9 protein-coding genes are annotated in these 16,394 nt (G+C 66.9%); all 9 read right to left on the bottom strand.

The window, feature by feature from the left end:
• Nucleotides 1–11: 11 nt before the first annotated feature.
• Nucleotides 12–2,198 (bottom strand): 1,4-alpha-glucan branching protein GlgB, encoded by a 2,187-nt coding sequence (gene glgB / locus FA89_RS11830; protein WP_036140780.1) that lies wholly within the window; start codon nucleotides 2,196–2,198, stop codon nucleotides 12–14.
• Nucleotides 2,195–5,512 (bottom strand): maltose alpha-D-glucosyltransferase, encoded by a 3,318-nt coding sequence (gene treS, locus FA89_RS11825; RefSeq protein WP_051938715.1) that lies wholly within the window; start codon nucleotides 5,510–5,512, stop codon nucleotides 2,195–2,197. The genes glgB and treS overlap by 4 nt, the downstream gene beginning before the upstream one ends.
• 3 nt (nucleotides 5,513–5,515) lie before the next feature.
• Nucleotides 5,516–8,797, bottom strand: a complete 3,282-nt coding sequence (locus FA89_RS11820; protein WP_036140779.1) for a maltotransferase domain-containing protein — start codon at nucleotides 8,795–8,797, stop codon at nucleotides 5,516–5,518.
• Between the two features lie 146 nt (nucleotides 8,798–8,943).
• On the bottom strand, nucleotides 8,944–9,579 hold the full coding sequence (locus FA89_RS11815; RefSeq protein WP_036140778.1) for an FMN-binding negative transcriptional regulator: 636 nt from the start codon (nucleotides 9,577–9,579) through the stop codon (nucleotides 8,944–8,946).
• Between the two features lies 1 nt (nucleotide 9,580).
• The gene (gene zipA / locus FA89_RS11810; RefSeq protein WP_036140777.1) at nucleotides 9,581–10,678 is read right to left on the bottom strand and encodes a cell division protein ZipA; all 1,098 of its coding nucleotides are present in this window, start codon (nucleotides 10,676–10,678) and stop codon (nucleotides 9,581–9,583) included.
• 26 nt (nucleotides 10,679–10,704) lie between these two features.
• Nucleotides 10,705–14,205 carry a chromosome segregation protein SMC gene (smc, locus tag FA89_RS11805; protein ID WP_036140776.1) on the bottom strand — a complete coding sequence of 1,167 codons (3,501 nt, stop codon included), beginning with the start codon at nucleotides 14,203–14,205 and terminating at the stop codon, nucleotides 10,705–10,707.
• Nucleotides 14,206–14,272: 67 nt separating this feature from the next.
• Complete coding sequence (locus tag FA89_RS11800) at nucleotides 14,273–14,536, bottom strand: BolA family protein (RefSeq protein WP_036140775.1); 264 nt, start codon at nucleotides 14,534–14,536, stop codon at nucleotides 14,273–14,275.
• The gene (locus tag FA89_RS11795; protein WP_036140774.1) at nucleotides 14,533–14,832 is read right to left on the bottom strand and encodes a YciI family protein; all 300 of its coding nucleotides are present in this window, start codon (nucleotides 14,830–14,832) and stop codon (nucleotides 14,533–14,535) included. Before FA89_RS11795 ends, FA89_RS11800 begins: the two co-directional genes overlap by 4 nt.
• A 25-nt stretch (nucleotides 14,833–14,857) precedes the next feature.
• A complete protein-coding gene (gene lysS, locus FA89_RS11790) occupies nucleotides 14,858–16,384 on the bottom strand; it encodes a lysine--tRNA ligase (protein WP_036140773.1) in 1,527 nt (508 codons plus the stop codon).
• Between the last annotated feature and the right edge of the window lie 10 nt (nucleotides 16,385–16,394).

Genomic DNA, 16,394 nt, shown 5'->3' with positions numbered 1-16,394 from the left:
CGGATTCCTCGTCAGTCGGCCACGAAGATGACCGTGGACAGTGGTGGCAGGCTCGCCACCAGCGAATGGTCGAAACCGTGGGCGGGTACGGCCTCGGCATGCCGCGCCCCCTCGTTACCCACGCCCGAACCGCCATAGTCGACGGCATCGGAATTGAAGGCCTCGCGCCAGCGCCCGCCCTCGGGCACGCCGAGGCGAAAACCGTGCCGCGGCGTCGGCGTCATGTTACTCACCACCAGGGCAGGACGGCCACCCTCGGCAAAGCGCAGCCATGCGAACACGCTCTGCCCGGCATCGTCGCCGACCACCCAGCGGAAGCCACGCGGATCGGCATCCCATGCGTGCAGGGCCGGCGTGGCGGCATAGAGATGGTTGAGGTCACGCACGGCCTTCTGCACGCCCAGGTGCAAGGGTGAATCCAGCAGTTCCCAGGCGATCTGGGCGTCGTGGTTCCACTCGTGCGGCTGGGCGATTTCCGCGCCCGTGAACAGCAGCTTCTTACCCGGATGCGCCCACATGAAGCCATAGTACGCGCGCAGGTTGGCGAAACGCTGCCATTCGTCGCCGGGCATCCGGCCCAGCAGCGAACGTTTGCCGTGCACCACTTCGTCGTGCGACAGCGGCAGCACGAACTTCTCGGAATACGCATAGACCATGCTGAAGGTCATCTCGCCATGGTGGTACTGGCGGTATAGCGGGTCGCGCGACATGTATTCCAGCGAGTCGTGCATCCAGCCCATGTTCCACTTGAAGTCGAAGCCAAGGCCGCCCTGCTCCACCGGCTGCGTCACGCCCGGCCAGGCCGTGGATTCCTCGGCGATGGTCATGCAGTCGGGGTGGCGCTCGGCCACGAGCTGGTTGACCCGGCGCAGGAAGGCGATGGATTCCAGGTTCTCGCGACCACCGTACTGGTTGGGCACCCACTCGCCGTGCTTGCGCGAGTAATCGCGGTACAGCATGGAAGCCACCGCATCCACGCGCAGGCCGTCGATATGGAAGCGCTCCAGCCAGGCCAGTGCGCTGGCGACCAGGTACGCCGACACCTCGTTGCGCCCCAGGTTGTAGATCAGCGTGTTCCAGTCCTGGTGGAAGCCCTCGCGCGGGTCGGCATGTTCATACAGCGGCGTGCCGTCGAAATGGGCAAGCCCATGGATATCGGTGGGGAAATGGGCAGGCACCCAGTCCACGATGACGCCCACCCCGGCTTCGTGACAGCGATCCACGAAACGGGCGAAGGCTTCCGGCGTACCGAAACGCGACGCCGGCGCGAATTGGCCCAGCGGCTGGTAGCCCCACGATCCGCCGAACGGGTGCTCCGATACCGGCAGCAGTTCGATATGACTGAAACCCATGCCAGCCACGTAGGGAATCAGGCGTTCGCCCAACTCGTCCCACTGCAGTTCGTGTCCGTCCTCGCCGCGCAGCCACGAGCCGGCGTGCACTTCGTAGATCGACAGCGGCGACCCGGCGTGATGCATGGCACCGCGTCGACGCAACCACTCGTCGTCGGTCCAGCGGAAGGCGGTGGGGTCGGCGACGATCGACGCCGTGGACGGCGGCAGTTCGGCGGACAAGGCCACCGGGTCCGCACGCTGCAACACCGAGCCGTCGGCGCCCCAGATCTCGTACTTGTAGCGCGCGCCGGGCAACAGGCCCGGCACGAACAGCTCCCACACGCCGGCCGGCACGCGTTTGCGCATCGGCAACCGCCGACCGTCCCAGCTGTTGAAATCACCCACGACGCTGACGCGCTGCGCGTTCGGCGCCCATACCGCGAAGCGCACGCCGGTCACGCCGTCGATGGTCATGGGATGCGCACCGAGGCAGAGGAACAGTTCGGTATGCGTGCCCGCTGAAAGCCGCGCCAGATCGTCGTCACCCAGCAGGTTGCCGAAGCGATAGGCGTCGTCGATCTCCTGCGTGGCGGACGGCCAGTGGATGCGCAGCCGATACGCCGCCTCGCTGTCGGGGAAACCGGCAAACAGGCCACCGTCATGCACGCGTTGCAGCTGGCCCAGCGTGCGGCCGTCGACGTCGATCAACTCGACGGCCTGCGCACCCGGTTGCAGCGTGCGCACCACGCGGCGCCCGTCCACGGTGTGCGCGCCGAGCAGCGCGAAGGGGTCGCCATGCCGCCCGTCGACGAGCGCGTCCACGGCGGCGGTATCGTTCAGGCCATAGGTACGGGGATCGGTCACGTCGCATCCTTCAATTCGTTGGACATGTCGCCGCGGGCGGCATGGAGCAGTCCACGCACCGGCACGTCGACCCAACCGGGTCGGTTCGCGGCTTCATAATTCACTTCGTAGGCAGCCTTCTCGATGACGTAGAGCTCCACGATCGGCGCGAGGGCATCGGGCTCCACCCAGCGCACGGGGGCCGCGTCGAGCACGCGACGGTACGCCTCGAGGAACGTGCGCGACGAACGCTCACGGAACCGGGCGAGGTAATCGACGAAGCCTTCGTCCTCGACCGGGGCCAGCCCATCCTCGCCACGGCGTGCCATGGCGGCGGCATAGTCCAGCGAGCGCAGGAAGCCGGCCACATCGCGCAGCGGCGAGCCCTTGGCCCGACGCTCATCCAGCGTGCGAGCCGGCTCGCCCTCGAAGTCGATGATGTAGGCATCGTCCTGCACCACCAGGATCTGACCGAGGTGGAAGTCGCCATGCACACGCGTCTTCAACGAGGAGACGCCAGCACTTGCCAGCTTGCCGACCCGCGCGTCGAGAACGCCTGCCACGCCGCGGAGGGATGCGATGTCCGAAGACGCCGGCTCGGCCACATCCTTGAGTTGATCGATCGAGGCCATCGCCCGGGCAATTTGCGCGCGGATGCTTTCCTGCACCGCCTTGACGTCCGCGTCGCCGGCTCGCTCCGGCGAAAACGCCGACAGGTCGGACGGCTGCGCCAACAGCGCGTGCAATTCACCCAGGCGCGTGCCCACCGCCGTGGCGAAGGCATCGTATCCGCCATCGATTTCCGTCTGGCGCGCCACGTCCTCCGAATGGCTGTATTCGTCGTAGCTGCGGCGCAGATAATCGAGCGTCCAGCGCCACGCATCGCCCTGGTTACGCAGGAAACCCTGTAGCACGGCGAGCGTGGTTCGTTCGCCGCCTTCCTGGATGCGCACCACCTCGCCCAGCAGCGGCGACGTGTTGGCGTAGCCCCGCTCGGTCAGGTAACGGCCCATCTCCACTTCCGGATTGATACCCACGGCAGTGCGGCGGAACAGCTTCACCACGCCGGCGTCGTGCATGATCATGGAACTGTTTGACTGCTCGGCGGACAACCAGCGGATGGGGATCTCGGCATCGAAATGCACGCCGGCGAACGCATCCGTGGTCTCGAAACGCACCACGCCGCCGTTGACCGGCAGCTCGGTGCCCTGGCGCAGGCCGATCAGCAGGCCGGAGGCGAAGGCATCCAGGGTGAAGCCATCGGTAAGCAGGCCGATGCGGCGGCCGCGACGCACGCGTGCCAATGCCAGCTGCTGCGCGCGTGCCGTGGGATTCTCGTCCTCCCAGACGATACCGGCCGGCAGGCTGTAGTGCTCGACGCCGCCATCGGCCAGACTGACCTCCACCTCGGTAAAGATCAGGTCGTCGCCATGGTCGGGCCAGGGCACCGCGTAGAGAATCCGGGCGCTGGCGATGCCACGGTCCTTCGAGGCGAACCAGCGACGCACGCCGAGGTAGCCCGGCAACACCTGGGTTTCGATTACGCCACGGTGGTGGGCCATGACCGGGCCTTCGATGAGCGCACCACGCACCACCAGCGTCTCGTAGTCCGGCAGCGGCTCGGCCGGCACCTCGTGCCAGTCGGGCATCTGCGCGTTTGCGCAGATCTGGAACGCGTAGAAACCGTATGGCGGCAGGGTCAGCAGGTAAGGCAGCTGCCCGATCGGCGGGAACGACGAACCGCCCATGATCTCGATCGGCACCTGGCCGTCGAAGGCGGCCACGTCCAGCTCCACCGCCTGTAGCGAGCGCGACATGTTGGCCACGCACAGCAAGTGCTCGCCCTCGAATTCACGCAGGTAGGCCAGCACCTTGCGGTTGCCCGGGTAGAGGAACTTGAGCGTGCCGCGACCGAACGCCTTGTAGCGCTTGCGCACGGCCAGCATGCGCCGCATCCAGTTCAGCAGGGAATGCGGATCGCGCCCTTGCGCCTCGACGTTGATCGCCTGGTATCCGTACAGCGGATCCATGATCGGCGGCAGCACCAGGCTGGCCGGATCGGCACGCGAGAAGCCGCCGTTACGGTCGACCGACCACTGCATCGGCGTACGCACGCCATCGCGGTCGCCCAGGTGGATGTTGTCGCCCATGCCGATCTCGTCGCCGTAATACAGCACTGGCGTGCCGGGCATCGATAGCAGCAATGCATTCATCAGCTCGATGCGTCGGCGATCGCGCTCGAGCAGCGGCGCGAGGCGACGACGGATGCCCAGGTTGATGCGTGCCCGGCGATCGGCGGCGTAGGTCTGCCACAGGTAATCGCGCTCGTTGTCGGTCACCATCTCGAGCGTCAGCTCGTCGTGGTTGCGCAGGAAGATCGCCCACTGGCAGTTCTCCGGGATGGCCGGGGTCTGCCGCATGATGTCGGTGATCGGGAAACGATCCTCTCGGGCGATCGCCATGTACATGCGCGGCATCAGCGGGAAGTGGAACGCCATGTGGCATTCGTCGCCGTTGCCGAAGTAATCCTGTGTATCTTCCGGCCACTGGTTGGCCTCGGCCAGCAGCATGCGGTCCGGGTAATGCTGGTCGATCTCCGCACGCATCAGCTTGAGGATGTCGTGGGTCTCGGGCAGGTTCTCGTTATTGGTGCCCTCGCGCTCGATGAGGTAAGGCACCGCATCCAGGCGCAGGCCGTCCACGCCCAGGTCGAGCCAGAACCGCATCACATCGAGCACGGCCTTGATCACGGCCGGGTTGTCGAAGTTCAGGTCGGGCTGGTGGGAGAAGAAGCGATGCCAGAAGTACTGGCCGGCCACCGGGTCCCACGTCCAGTTCGACTTTTCCGTATCGAGGAAGATGATGCGCGTGCCGTCATAGGCCTGGTCGGTATCGGACCAGACGTAGAAGTTGCGCGCGGCCGACCCCTTCTTGGCCAGGCGCGCGCGCTGGAACCACGGATGCTGGTCGGAGGTGTGGTTGATGACCAACTCGGTGATGACGCGCAGGCCGCGTCGGTGCGCCTCGGCGATGAACCGCTTGGCGTCGGCCAGCTTGCCGTAGTCCGGGTGCACGGATTTGTATTCGGCGATGTCGTAGCCGTCGTCACGCCGCGGACTGGGATAGAACGGCAGTAGCCACAGCGTATTGACGCCCAGTTCGGCGATGTAGTCCAGCTTCTGGATCAGGCCCTCGAAATCGCCCACGCCATCGTCGTTCGCATCGAAATACGACTTCAGGTGCACCTGGTAGATGATCGCGTCCTTGTACCAGAGCGGATCGTTCGAAAAATCGGGTGCGCTCGCCTGCTTCTTGCCTTTGGCACGTGTAGCCATGGATCAGACTCCCGGGAGACGGACATGCCATATGGCGTAAGGCTGGCCGAGGCCGAGCCATACGTTCTGCTGGGCACCGCGCCACGCGATGGGCTGGTTATGAAGAAGGTCGTGCACGTCCAGCGCGGCATCCGGGGCAAGGCCCCAGTCGTCCAGCGGCAGCGTGAGGTCGGAGGACTGGGCGTTGTGCGGGTCCAGGCTGATGGCGACCAGCACGAGGTCGTTCTGCGAGCGTTTTTCGAAGAACAGCACCTGGTCGCTCCCGGACGGCAGGAAGCGGACGCCGAGATGCGATTGCAGCGCGGGGTGGGCGCGGCGGATATGGTTGAGCTGGGTGATCTCCGCCACGATGTTGCCGGGCGCGTCGAAGTCGCGCACGCGCACCTCGAACTTCTCGGAGTCCAGGTACTCTTCCTTGCCCGGCAAGGGTGCTGCCTCGCAGATCTCGAAGCCGGAATACATGCCCCACAGGCCGGACAGCGTCGTCGCCAGTGCCGCCCGGATCAGGAAGCCCGGCCGCCCCGAGGTCTGCAGGAAGTACGGGTTGATATCCGGCGTATTGACGAAGAAATTCGGGCGGAAGAAATCCTTCGGCGCGGTGGTGGTCAGCTCGGTCAGGTAGTCGATGAACTCCTGCTTGGAGTGACGCCAGGTGAAATAGGTATACGACTGGCTGAAGCCGACCTTGGCCAGGCGATACATCGGCTTGGGCCGGGTGAAGGCCTCCGACAGGAACAGGGCGTCCGGATACTTCGCACGCACCCGCCCGATCATCCATTCCCAGAACGGGAACGGTTTGGTATGCGGGTTGTCCACGCGGAACGTGCGCACGCCTTCGGCGGCCCAGAACAGCACGGCATCGCACAGCGCCTGCCACAGCGACGGGATGGCACCGTCCGCATAGAAATCGACGTTGACGATGTCCTGGTATTTCTTGGGCGGGTTTTCCGCGTACTTGATGCTGCCGTCCGGGCGCCAGTCGAACCACTCCGGATGCTCCTTCAGCCACGGATGGTCCTGCGAACACTGGATGGCGAAGTCCAGCGCCAACTCCAGGCCGTGCTCATGGGCGGCGTCGCGTAGTGCGCGGAAATCGTCCATCGTGCCCAGTTGCGGATGCACCGCCGTGTGGCCGCCGTCCGGCGAACCGATGGCGTACGGGCTACCAGGATCGTCCGGGCCCGGCGTCAGCGTGTTGTTCGGCCCCTTGCGGAAGGCCTTGCCGATCGGATGGATCGGCGGGAAATACAGCACGTCGAAGCCCATGTCGCGGATGGCCGGTAGCCGCGCGATCGTGTTGCGGAACGTGCCGTGTTTCGCCTTGTCGTCGGTCATCGAACGCGGGAACAATTCGTACCAGCTGGCAAAACCGGCCTCGCGACGATCCACTTCGAGCGTGAACGTTTCGGTGGCGGACGAGCGAGTGCGCGGATCGGTGGCCATCATCAGGGCGACGGTGGCCTCGTCCAGCAACGACGCAAGACGTTGTTCGTCGTCGGCCTTCGCCAGCAATGCCGCCAGGTTGCGCAGCGCCTTGGCCTTCGGGCCGGCGGCGTCCTTCGCCCGGGCCTCGACCATCAGGCGGCCCTCTTCCAGCTCCAGGCCCAGCGGTACGCCCGCGGCATGCTTGACCTCGATTTCATGGTGGTAGCTGGCGAAGCGATCGTGCCATGCCTCCACCTGGAACTCGTAGCGCCCGACCCGCGTCGGCACGAAGCTGGCCGTGTGGATATCGTTATTGACCGGCTGCATGACGACCTCGCGCCAGGCACGTTCGTCCTGGGCGCGATAGCGAAGCCGTGCGGCCAGCACCTCATGCCCGTCCATGAAAATGTCGGCGGTGACGTCCACGGACTGGCCGACCACGCGCTTGGCCGGGAAGCGCCCTGCATCCACGACCGGCTGCACGTTCTCGATCATGACGCGATCCGCTCGCGATGCTGCCTGTAGCCATTCTTTCTGCACGCTGCTTCCCAGTTTGCGTTTCGCCGGAACAGCCGGCTGTCCTGCCAGCGTCAGGACGCCGCCCGGTGCCAGCACCAGGCTGTCGCCCTGGTCGAACACCTTGCGCCCTTCCGCCGAGGTCCACGGGGCGAAGTGCGTCGCCGCACCTACCAGTCCCTGCGACGCGGTGACTACGGCATCCCGATCCAGCGAGGCGTTGACCAGCGTAAGGGTCGCGCCGGGCGCGGTCCTCGGATCGGGACCGTGCACTGTGAGGAACGACGCGACGCCATGACCGACGGCGACGAAAGGTGCCGATGGCACCTCCTCGCGCACGGCCGCATTCGCGGCACGCACGGTATCGCTCACGTCGAGGATCGCACCCTGCGCAAGCGATGCCGGTGTGACCGGCTGACCACGACGCGGGTCGAGGCGGTCGTGCTGGGCGAACTCGAAGCCCATCGGCATCATCCAGCCGCCCGGGGACGTGGCGGCGAAGGCGATCGCACGCTGGTGCGCGTGTTCCAGCTGGTTGTGCTCACCCATCTGCTCGCCGAAACGCGGACCGAACGGTTCTTCCACGCATGCCAGGGCCGGTGCCACCGCGGCGAGGCGCGCGGCCTCGTCCGCGAACCACGGCGCCCTGAAATCCCACCAGTTGGCGGAGGACACCACCGCGTCGAATCCCGCACCGGCCAGCGCGGCGAGATCCTCGGGCGCCAGGCCCGGCGTCCAGGCGAGAAACGCTGCGTCCGCGGCATCGGCATGCGTACCACGCACGGCTTCGATCAGCGGCTTCCAGCGTTCGGCACGCAGGCGTTGCGGGTGCACCACGCGAAAACCCTCGACGCCGGCGGCAGTCCAGCGATGCATGCGGTCGACCCACCACTGCGTGGCCGCCTCGGCCACGTCGGGATCGTTGAAACGCCAGCGCACGCTGTCGCTTTCGGCCGGCGTCCAGCGCGGGTCCGGCGTGCCGTGCTGGGCGGCCACGGCGCGAAACCAATCGGGATGCGCCTGGCGTACCGGCGCATCCGAGGACACCTCATCCAGTGACAGGTCCAGCCACAACTCCATGCGATGATTGCGACACGCCTTGGCGATCTGGGCCAGCCGGTCGGTGGCCTCGCCCTCGTCGGAAACGGACGTGTTAAGACGATCGAAATCCCGTGTAACGAAAACGTCACCGGTATCGGAGGCATCGAAGGGCGGCGCTATCAGCAACTGGCGGAAGCCGAGCGAGGCGGCATGCTCTATCCAGGCGTTCCAGGCGGTAAGCGGACCTGCCAGCAATGGATGCAGGTAGTAGATTCGGAAGGGGGCACGCGTACTTGCAGGCATGTGACTCGTGTTCCTCGAAGGGTAATCACAAGCATGCCGGGCATCATGTATGCATCGTGCCAATCCCGGACATGCCAAGACCTTCACAGTGACGCACAGGGGTGTTGCGGAAGCGTGAACAGGGGTCGTGGATTTGTACGCGTGGTTCAGGCCCCGACATCGCGCATGAGCGCTGCGACGGCCTGCTCGTCGTCACCCTGTCTCTGCGCCAGCAAGGCGGCGGCACCAAGGCGATCGGCCCCCGTGCGGTTCTGGCCGAGCTTCCATTTTCCTTCCATCCGGGCGATGGGGATGCGGACGCCCACGATGCCGCGATACATGGCGGCGAGATAGTCGTCGGGGGCATCCCCGACCCGCCAGGGTGTGGGCTGGGCGGCATCGTGCTCGGCCTGGGCCGTCAGCCGCTCGAGCAGGTCGCGCAGCGACTCAGGGTCGGTGAACGTATGCGCCGGGCCGTAGGCATGGACGGCGATGTAGTTCCAGGTGGGCACCTCGCGATGGTGCTTGGCCTTGCCCGGATAACCGTTGGGCGAGATATAGGCGTGCGGCCCGGCGAAGATCGACAGGACCTCGCCCTCGCTGCGGTTTACGTGGTCGTTGCCTCTGGCCACATGGCAATACAGCGTGCCCAGAGGACCTTCGTCGGGGGCCAGTACGAAGGGAACATGACTGGCCTCGATGCCACCCTCCCCCGCGGTGACCAGCGTGCCGAAGGCGATACGTCGGATCGCCCCGTGCAGGATGTGCGGCCGGTCTTCGACGAACGCCTTCGGGGTATACATGTCAGTGCCCGAACTTGATCTCTTCGCCTTCGTGGCCGCGGTCCCAGCCGCGCAGTTCGTCGCGGATGTGCGCGATGCGCTGACGCCCGAGGGCATTGCGTTCCTCGTCCAGCACCAGGCCGTCGAGCAGTTCGCCCAGGCGCTGCGCCGTAGGCAGCATGGCGTCCCAGGCATCCAGGGCGGGCACCGGACCCGGCAGCGCCATGAAGAACGACAGGCCGGACGTCTGCAACGTGGCGATGCGCGCCATGTCGAAATTGCCCGGCTTGGTCAGGTTGGCCACGCTGAAGATCGGCCCCTGTTCGGGATGGCCGTCCACGAGGCGGTGGTAGATGCCCATGTCGCCGAATTCGAGGCCGGCTTTCTCGGCGGCGACGATCAGGTCGGAACCGTTGAACCGGCTGCCCTCGCGGGCCACCACGTAGAGGCTGACGATGCGCTCCACGGGTGCGTTCGGCGGGCGGCGGCCGAGGTCGGAGCGCGGCGGCGTGCGCGCGGGAGCCGGTGCGGGCGCAGGGGCTTGCGGGCGGGGCGGCGGCACCGGTGAGGGCGCAGCAGTCGAGGCGTGCGTGCCGCGCGGGTCGTCCAGGTCGAACGGCAGGTCGAGGTCCAGGCGCGGCTCGACACGCTGCGATTCATGGCGCGGCGCGGCCGGACGCGGCGGCTCGGCACGTTGCGCATCGCGGGCCGCGAGGTCGTCGGCCAGGGGTGCCACGGAGGCGGTACGCTCGCCGGCCAGCGAGGCGCCCAGGCGTTCCAGTTCCGCGCGCAGGTCCACATCCAGCTCGGTGTGCCGCGGACGCGGATTGAAAAGCGGATCGTTGGCGTCGTCGGCCACCTCGTGCGCGGCGTCACGCGCACTGAAAGAGGCGTGGTCCCGATCGTCGAACTCGTCGTCCTCGGCAACCTCCTCGCCATCGTTGAACACCGGCTCACGGCGTTCGCGGGCACGCCCGGGCTGCTCGGGCACCGGCTTGCGGCGGCCCTGCTCCTTGCGTGGCTGGCCGAAGAGCCAGAGCAGCACCATCACGACGATGCCGACGAAGAGCATCGGGATGCCCACGGCAGGGTTCCAGGCGAGGCCGATGGCGGGATTCATGGTTCGATTTCCTTGAAGAGCGGTACTTAGGCGACGCCGACGAGCTTGGACGCCTCGGCCAGGTCCACCTGGACGAGGCGAGAGACACCCGGCTCGCGCATGGTAACGCCGCACAGCTGATGCGCGGCCTCCATGGTGGCCTTGTTGTGGCTGACGAAAATGAATTGCACCTTCTCGCTCATTTCACGAACCATGGCCGAGAAGCGCCCGACGTTGGCTTCGTCCAGCGGCGCGTCCACCTCGTCCAGCAGGCAGAACGGCGCGGGATTGAGGCCGAAGATGGCGAACACCAGCGAGACCGCGGTGAGCGCTTTCTCGCCGCCGGACAGCAAGGTGATGTTGGACACGCGCTTGCCGGGCGGCCGGGCCATGATCGACACGCCGGTGTCCAGCAGGTCGTCGCCGGTGAGTTCGAGATACGCATGGCCGCCGCCGAACAGGCGTGGGAAAAGTTCCTGCACGCCGGCGTTGACCCGGTCGAAGGTTTCCTTGAAACGCTGGCGGGTTTCGCGGTCGATCTTCTTGATCGCGCCTTCCAGGGTTTCCATCGCGCTGGTCAGGTCCAGCAGCTGCGCATCGAGGTATTCCTTGCGCTGCGATTGCTCGGCGTGTTCCTGGATGGCGGCCAGGTTGACCGGCTCCAGGCGGGCGATCTTGCCGGACAGGTCCACCAGCTGCTGCTGCCATCGCGCCGGCTCCGCGTCCTCGGGCAGTTCGGTGAGCAGGGCATCGAGTTCCAGACCGGAGGCGACGATGGCCTCGGCAAGTTGTTCGGCTCGCAGCTGCAGTGCCTGCGCCGCCAGGCGCTTTTCGGACACGCTTTCGCGCACCTGGCCCAGCACCTGTTCGACGCGCTGGCGCTCCTGCTCGAGGCGACGGAACTCCGCGTCGCAGTCTTCCAGCGCACGGCGTGCCTCCACCAGCTGGCGATCGACCAACAGGCGCTGGTCGAGGTAGGTCTGCCGCTCGGCTTCCAGTTCGGCGATGGGATCGGAGCCCGCCGCCAGTTGCTGGTCGATCTCGTCCCGCCGGGCCACGACCTGGCGTAGCTGCGTGTCCAGTCGGGCCAGCGCCTGCTCCAGCGAGCCGAGCGCGGAGCGCTTGGATTCCATGCTGAGGGCCAGCTGGTGCGACTGGTCGGCGGCCTCACGCGCGTTGATACGTGCTTCCTCGCGGGCTTCCAGCAGCTCGCGGCGCTCGTTTTCAAGGCCACGGCGCTCGTCCTCGCGATCGCCCATGAGGCCCACGGCCTCGTCGAGTCGGGCACGCGCCTCGCGGGTCTGGCCCTGCAATTCGTCCAGCTGATCGACGATTGCCGAGATTTCGCCGCCGACCTTCTCGGCGCGTGCGCGCGCCGTTTCCATCTTGCCGCGATGGCTCTGCAACTGGCCGGCCAGCTCGGACAGCCGACGGTGGGCCGCATAGAGATCGCGCTGCGCGTCGTCGCGCTGGCGCTCGGTCTCGAACTTGCTGGCGCGAAGAGCTTCCAGTTGTTCGGTGCGCTCGTCGATCGTGGCTTCGAGGGTTTCGATCTGGCCGGCCAGCTGGCGGATCTCGCGCTCGCGGGCCAGCACGCCCACCTGGTTGCCCTGCGCGCGCAGGATGCGTGCCCAGCCCGGACCCATCCAGGCGCCGTCCGGCGTGATGACCGACTGGTGCGGCTGCAGCGTGGCAACGCGCGCGGCGGCAGCTTCGGCCGATTCCGCGACCATGACACGACCGAGCAAGGCCATGGCGGCCACGGGGCCACGCACGTGCTCGGCCAGCGTGCCGGCCGGCCCGGCCGCACCGTCTTCCCGGGCGAACAAGGCGACATCGGCCTGACCCAGAGCCTCGAATTCGGGCACCAGCGCTTCCGGCGCATCCACCAGCACGCCGTCGAGCAGGCCGGCCAGCACGGTTTCCACGGCCGATTCGTAGCCGGCATCCACCTGCAGCGACTCGCCCAGGCGGCGCGAGCGATCCAGCCCCAGGCGCGCCAGCCAGCCGCTGGCGGCGGTTTCCTCCTGGCCCAGCGCGGCGCTTTGCAGGGCTTCGAGCGAGGCCTGGCGGCCACGCGCGGTCTGCAACTGCTGGCGGCCATCGTTCAGCGCGGTCTGCACCTGGCGCTCTTCGTCCAGCACGCGCTCGTAGGCCACCTTGTGCTGGTCGAGCACGCCGCCCAGGTGTTCCACGCGCTCGCGCTGCGTATCGTGTTCGGTGTCGAGTTGTTCCGCCGCGGCGTCGAGGGCGGCGATATCCGTGGCACGCTGTTCGGTATCCAGGGCCTCCTTGCGGCGCGACAGGTCCACCGTCTGCCGGTCGAGGTAGGCCAGCTTGGTCCGCTCCACCTCGGCCGCCCGGCTGGATTCCGATGCACTGCGGGTGTGCGTGTCCCAGCGCTGCTGCCAGTCGGCCAGCTTGGCCTCGGTGGCACGCATCGCGTCGCTCGTTTCGTCCTGCATCTGCTGCAGCGATTCGAGCTTGGGCTCGCCCTCGGCCAGCGCCATGCGCAGGGTTTCCACCTGCTCGCGGTCGGCACCTATATGGCCCTGCAGTTCCTCGAATTCGCGCTCGGCATCCGCGCGGGCGCGGGTCAGACGCTCGCTCAGGTCGCGGTTGTGCCGCACCTGTTGCTCGACGCGGGCGATTTCCGCGCCCACCTTGTACACCTCGGCCTGGACCTGGTTGAGGTGTTCGCTGGCGCCCTGGTGACGCTCGCGCACGCTTTCCATCTGGGCTTCCACCTGGCGCTGCCCGGCCAGATGCTTCTCGATTTCCAGCTCGGCCTCGCGCAGGCCGGAGCCCTCGCCCTCGTGCCGACGGTGCAGCGTGCGGTATTCCAGCGCGCGCAGTTCGGCCTCGCGCCGGGTGTGTTCTTCCTTGAAGGCCTTCCAGCGCTCGGCCGCGCGGGCCTGCCGGTTGAGGTGGTCCAGTTGCTTGTCGACCTCGTCGCGCACGTCGCGCACGCGGTCGAGGTTCTCGCGCGTGGCCTTGATGCGGCTTTCGGTTTCCTTGCGACGCTCCTTGTACTTGGAGATGCCGGCGGCTTCCTCCAGGTGCGTGCGCAATTCTTCGGGGGCTGCCTCGATGATCTGGCTGATCATGCCCTGCTCGATGATCGAGTAGGACCGCGGGCCCAGGCCGGTACCCAGGAACAGATCGGTGATGTCGCGCCGGCGGCAGCGCGCGCCATTGAGGTGATAGGACGACTGGCCGTCGCGGCTGACGATGCGCTTGACCGATATCTCGGCGAAGCTGGCGTACTCGCCCTGGATGGTGCCGTCGCTGTTGTCGAAGATGAGTTCGACCGCGGCCTGGCCCACGGGCTTGCGCGCGCTGGAGCCGGAGAAGATGACGTCGGTGAGCGAGTCGCCGCGCAGGCGGCTGGCCGCGGACTCGCCCATGACCCAGCGGATGGCGTCGATGATGTTGGACTTGCCGCAGCCGTTCGGCCCGACGACGCCGGTCATGTTGGTGGGCAGGTGCAGCGTGGTGGGGTCGACGAACGACTTGAATCCCGCCAGCTTGATCGTGGTCAGACGCATGATGGTTTCCGTGGGGACGCGGCCGCGAGCTCCTACAACCGATAACCGGCAGTGTAGCGACTTTGGCTTATTCGCCGGGGGCCCTGGCCTCGATCGCCAGCGCGTGGATGCCGTCGGGCATCATCTCGGCAAGGGCGGCATAGACCATGCGATGGCGCTGGATGGGGTTGGTGCCGGCGAAAGCCGGGCTGACGATGCGGGCGAAGAAGTGCCCCCTGCCCTCGCCCGCGTGCCCGGCGTGCTTGTGGCCCTCGTCGATCACGTCCAGCTCCAGCGGGGCCAGTGCTGCGGTGAGCAGGGCCCGGATTCGCTCGACCTTTTCGACCGTCACGGCAGCACGGCGCGGAACGGCCGCACGCTGACATCGCGGTAGACGCCCGCCTCGACGTATGGATCGGCCTTGGCCCAGGCCTCGGCGGCCGCCAGGTCGGTGAACTCTGCCACGATCATGCTGCCGGTGTAGCCGGCCTCGCCCGGGTCGTTCGCATCGATGGCCGGGAACGGGCCGGCCAGCTTCAGGCGGCCTTCGTCTTTCAGGGCATTCAGACGTGCAAGGTGCGCCGGGCGCGCGGCAAGGCGCTTTTCCAGCGAATTCGGGTGATCGAGCGCGACAATGGCGTAGAACATGGGATGTCTCCGTAGGCGAGGCCGGTCAGGCCTCGGGGCGCATGGTCGGGAACAGCAGCACGTCGCGGATGGATGACGAGCCGGTCAGCAGCATGACGAGACGATCGATACCGACGCCGAGGCCACCGGTGGGCGGCAGACCCACTTCCAGCGCACGGATGTAGTCGGCGTCGTAATGCATGGCCTCGTCGTCGCCGGCATCCTTGGCGTCCACCTGGGCCTGGAAGCGTGCGGCCTGGTCTTCCGAGTCGTTGAGCTCCGAGAAGCCGTTGGCGATCTCCTTGCCGTTGATGAACAGCTCGAAGCGGTCGGTGATGCCCTTGTCGGTATCGCTCTCGCGCGCCAGCGGCGAGACCTCCACCGGGTGGTCGGTGATGAAGGTGGGCTGGATCAGCGTGTGCTCCACCGTCGCCTCGAAGATCTCCAGCAGCAGCTTGCCCCAGCCGTACGACGGCTTGACCTGGATATTCAGGCGTGCAGCGTGCGCGGCCATCGCGGCGCGGTCGCGCAGGTCGGCCGGCTTGATCTCAGGGTTGAGCTCGAGCACGGCGTCTTCCATGCGCCAGCGGCGGAACGCCGGGCCCACGTCGACGGCGGCCCCGTCCCACTCGATCACGGTGTTACCGATGACCTCGGCGGCCGCCGTGCGGATCATGCCCTCGGTGATGTCCATGATCTCGTGGTACGTGGCGTACGCCTGGTACAACTCGAGCATCGTGAACTCGGGATTGTGCCGCGTGGACACGCCCTCGTTGCGAAAATTGCGGTTGATCTCGTAGACGCGATCGAAACCGCCGACGACCAGGCGCTTGAGGTACAGCTCCGGCGCCACGCGCAGGAACAGCGGGATATCCAGCGCGTTGTGATGCGTGGTGAACGGGCGCGCGGTGGCGCCGCCCGGGATCACGTGCATCATCGGGGTTTCCACTTCCATGAAGCGGCGCGGTTCGGCTTCAAGCCAGCGACGCACGTGGCTGATGATCTTCGAGCGCAGCGCGAAGGTGCGGCGCGATTCCTCGGTGACGATCAGGTCCACATAACGCTGGCGGTAGCGCTGTTCCACGTCGGCCAGGCCGTGGTGCTTGTCCGGCAGGCCGCGCAGTGACTTGGTCAGCAGGCGGAGGGTCTCGACCTTGACCGAGAGTTCGCCCGTCTTCGTGCGCATCAGCACGCCTTCGGCGCCCACGATGTCGCCCAGGTCCCAGCGCTTGAAGGTGTTGTAACCCTCCTCGCCTACAGTGCCCTGGTGGACGAACAACTGGATGCGGCCGGTGCCGTCCTGCATCTGCACGAAGCTGACCTTGCCCTGCCCGCGCATCAGGATGATGCGGCCGGCCACGGCGACCCGGCGAGGCGTGGCCTCGATGGCTTCGGCCGTCCAGGTGTCCTTGTCGGCGAACTCGTCCTGCAAGTCGCCCGCGAAGCTGTCGACCCTGAAGTCGTTGGGATAGGCGATGCCCTGCGCACGCAGCGCTTTCAGTTTCTCGCGGCGCTCGGCGATCAGTCGGTTTTCGTCGCTGCCGGAGGTCTCGTCGCGGGTATCGTCAGTCATGGCTTCGCTG

Origin of the sequence: Luteibacter sp. 9135 (assembly GCF_000745005.1) — a bacterium.
GTDB lineage: Bacteria > Pseudomonadota > Gammaproteobacteria > Xanthomonadales > Rhodanobacteraceae > Luteibacter.
The sequence above is the reverse complement of the archived record's forward strand: the minus strand, read 5'-3'. Positions and strand labels throughout refer to the sequence as shown.

Bases quoted from the DNA above. Each gene is read 5' to 3' on its own strand.
- treS (WP_051938715.1), bottom strand. From the start codon at position 5,512: ATGGCTACACGTGCCAAAGGCAAGAAGCAGGCGAGCGCACCCGATTTT.
- FA89_RS11820 (WP_036140779.1), bottom strand. From the start codon at position 8,797: ATGCCTGCAAGTACGCGTGCCCCCTTCCGAATCTACTACCTGCATCCA.
- FA89_RS11815 (WP_036140778.1), bottom strand. From the start codon at position 9,579: ATGTATACCCCGAAGGCGTTCGTCGAAGACCGGCCGCACATCCTGCAC.
- zipA (WP_036140777.1), bottom strand. From the start codon at position 10,678: ATGAATCCCGCCATCGGCCTCGCCTGGAACCCTGCCGTGGGCATCCCG.
- smc (WP_036140776.1), bottom strand. From the start codon at position 14,205: ATGCGTCTGACCACGATCAAGCTGGCGGGATTCAAGTCGTTCGTCGAC.
- FA89_RS11795 (WP_036140774.1), bottom strand. From the start codon at position 14,832: ATGTTCTACGCCATTGTCGCGCTCGATCACCCGAATTCGCTGGAAAAG.
- lysS (WP_036140773.1), bottom strand. From the start codon at position 16,384: ATGACTGACGATACCCGCGACGAGACCTCCGGCAGCGACGAAAACCGA.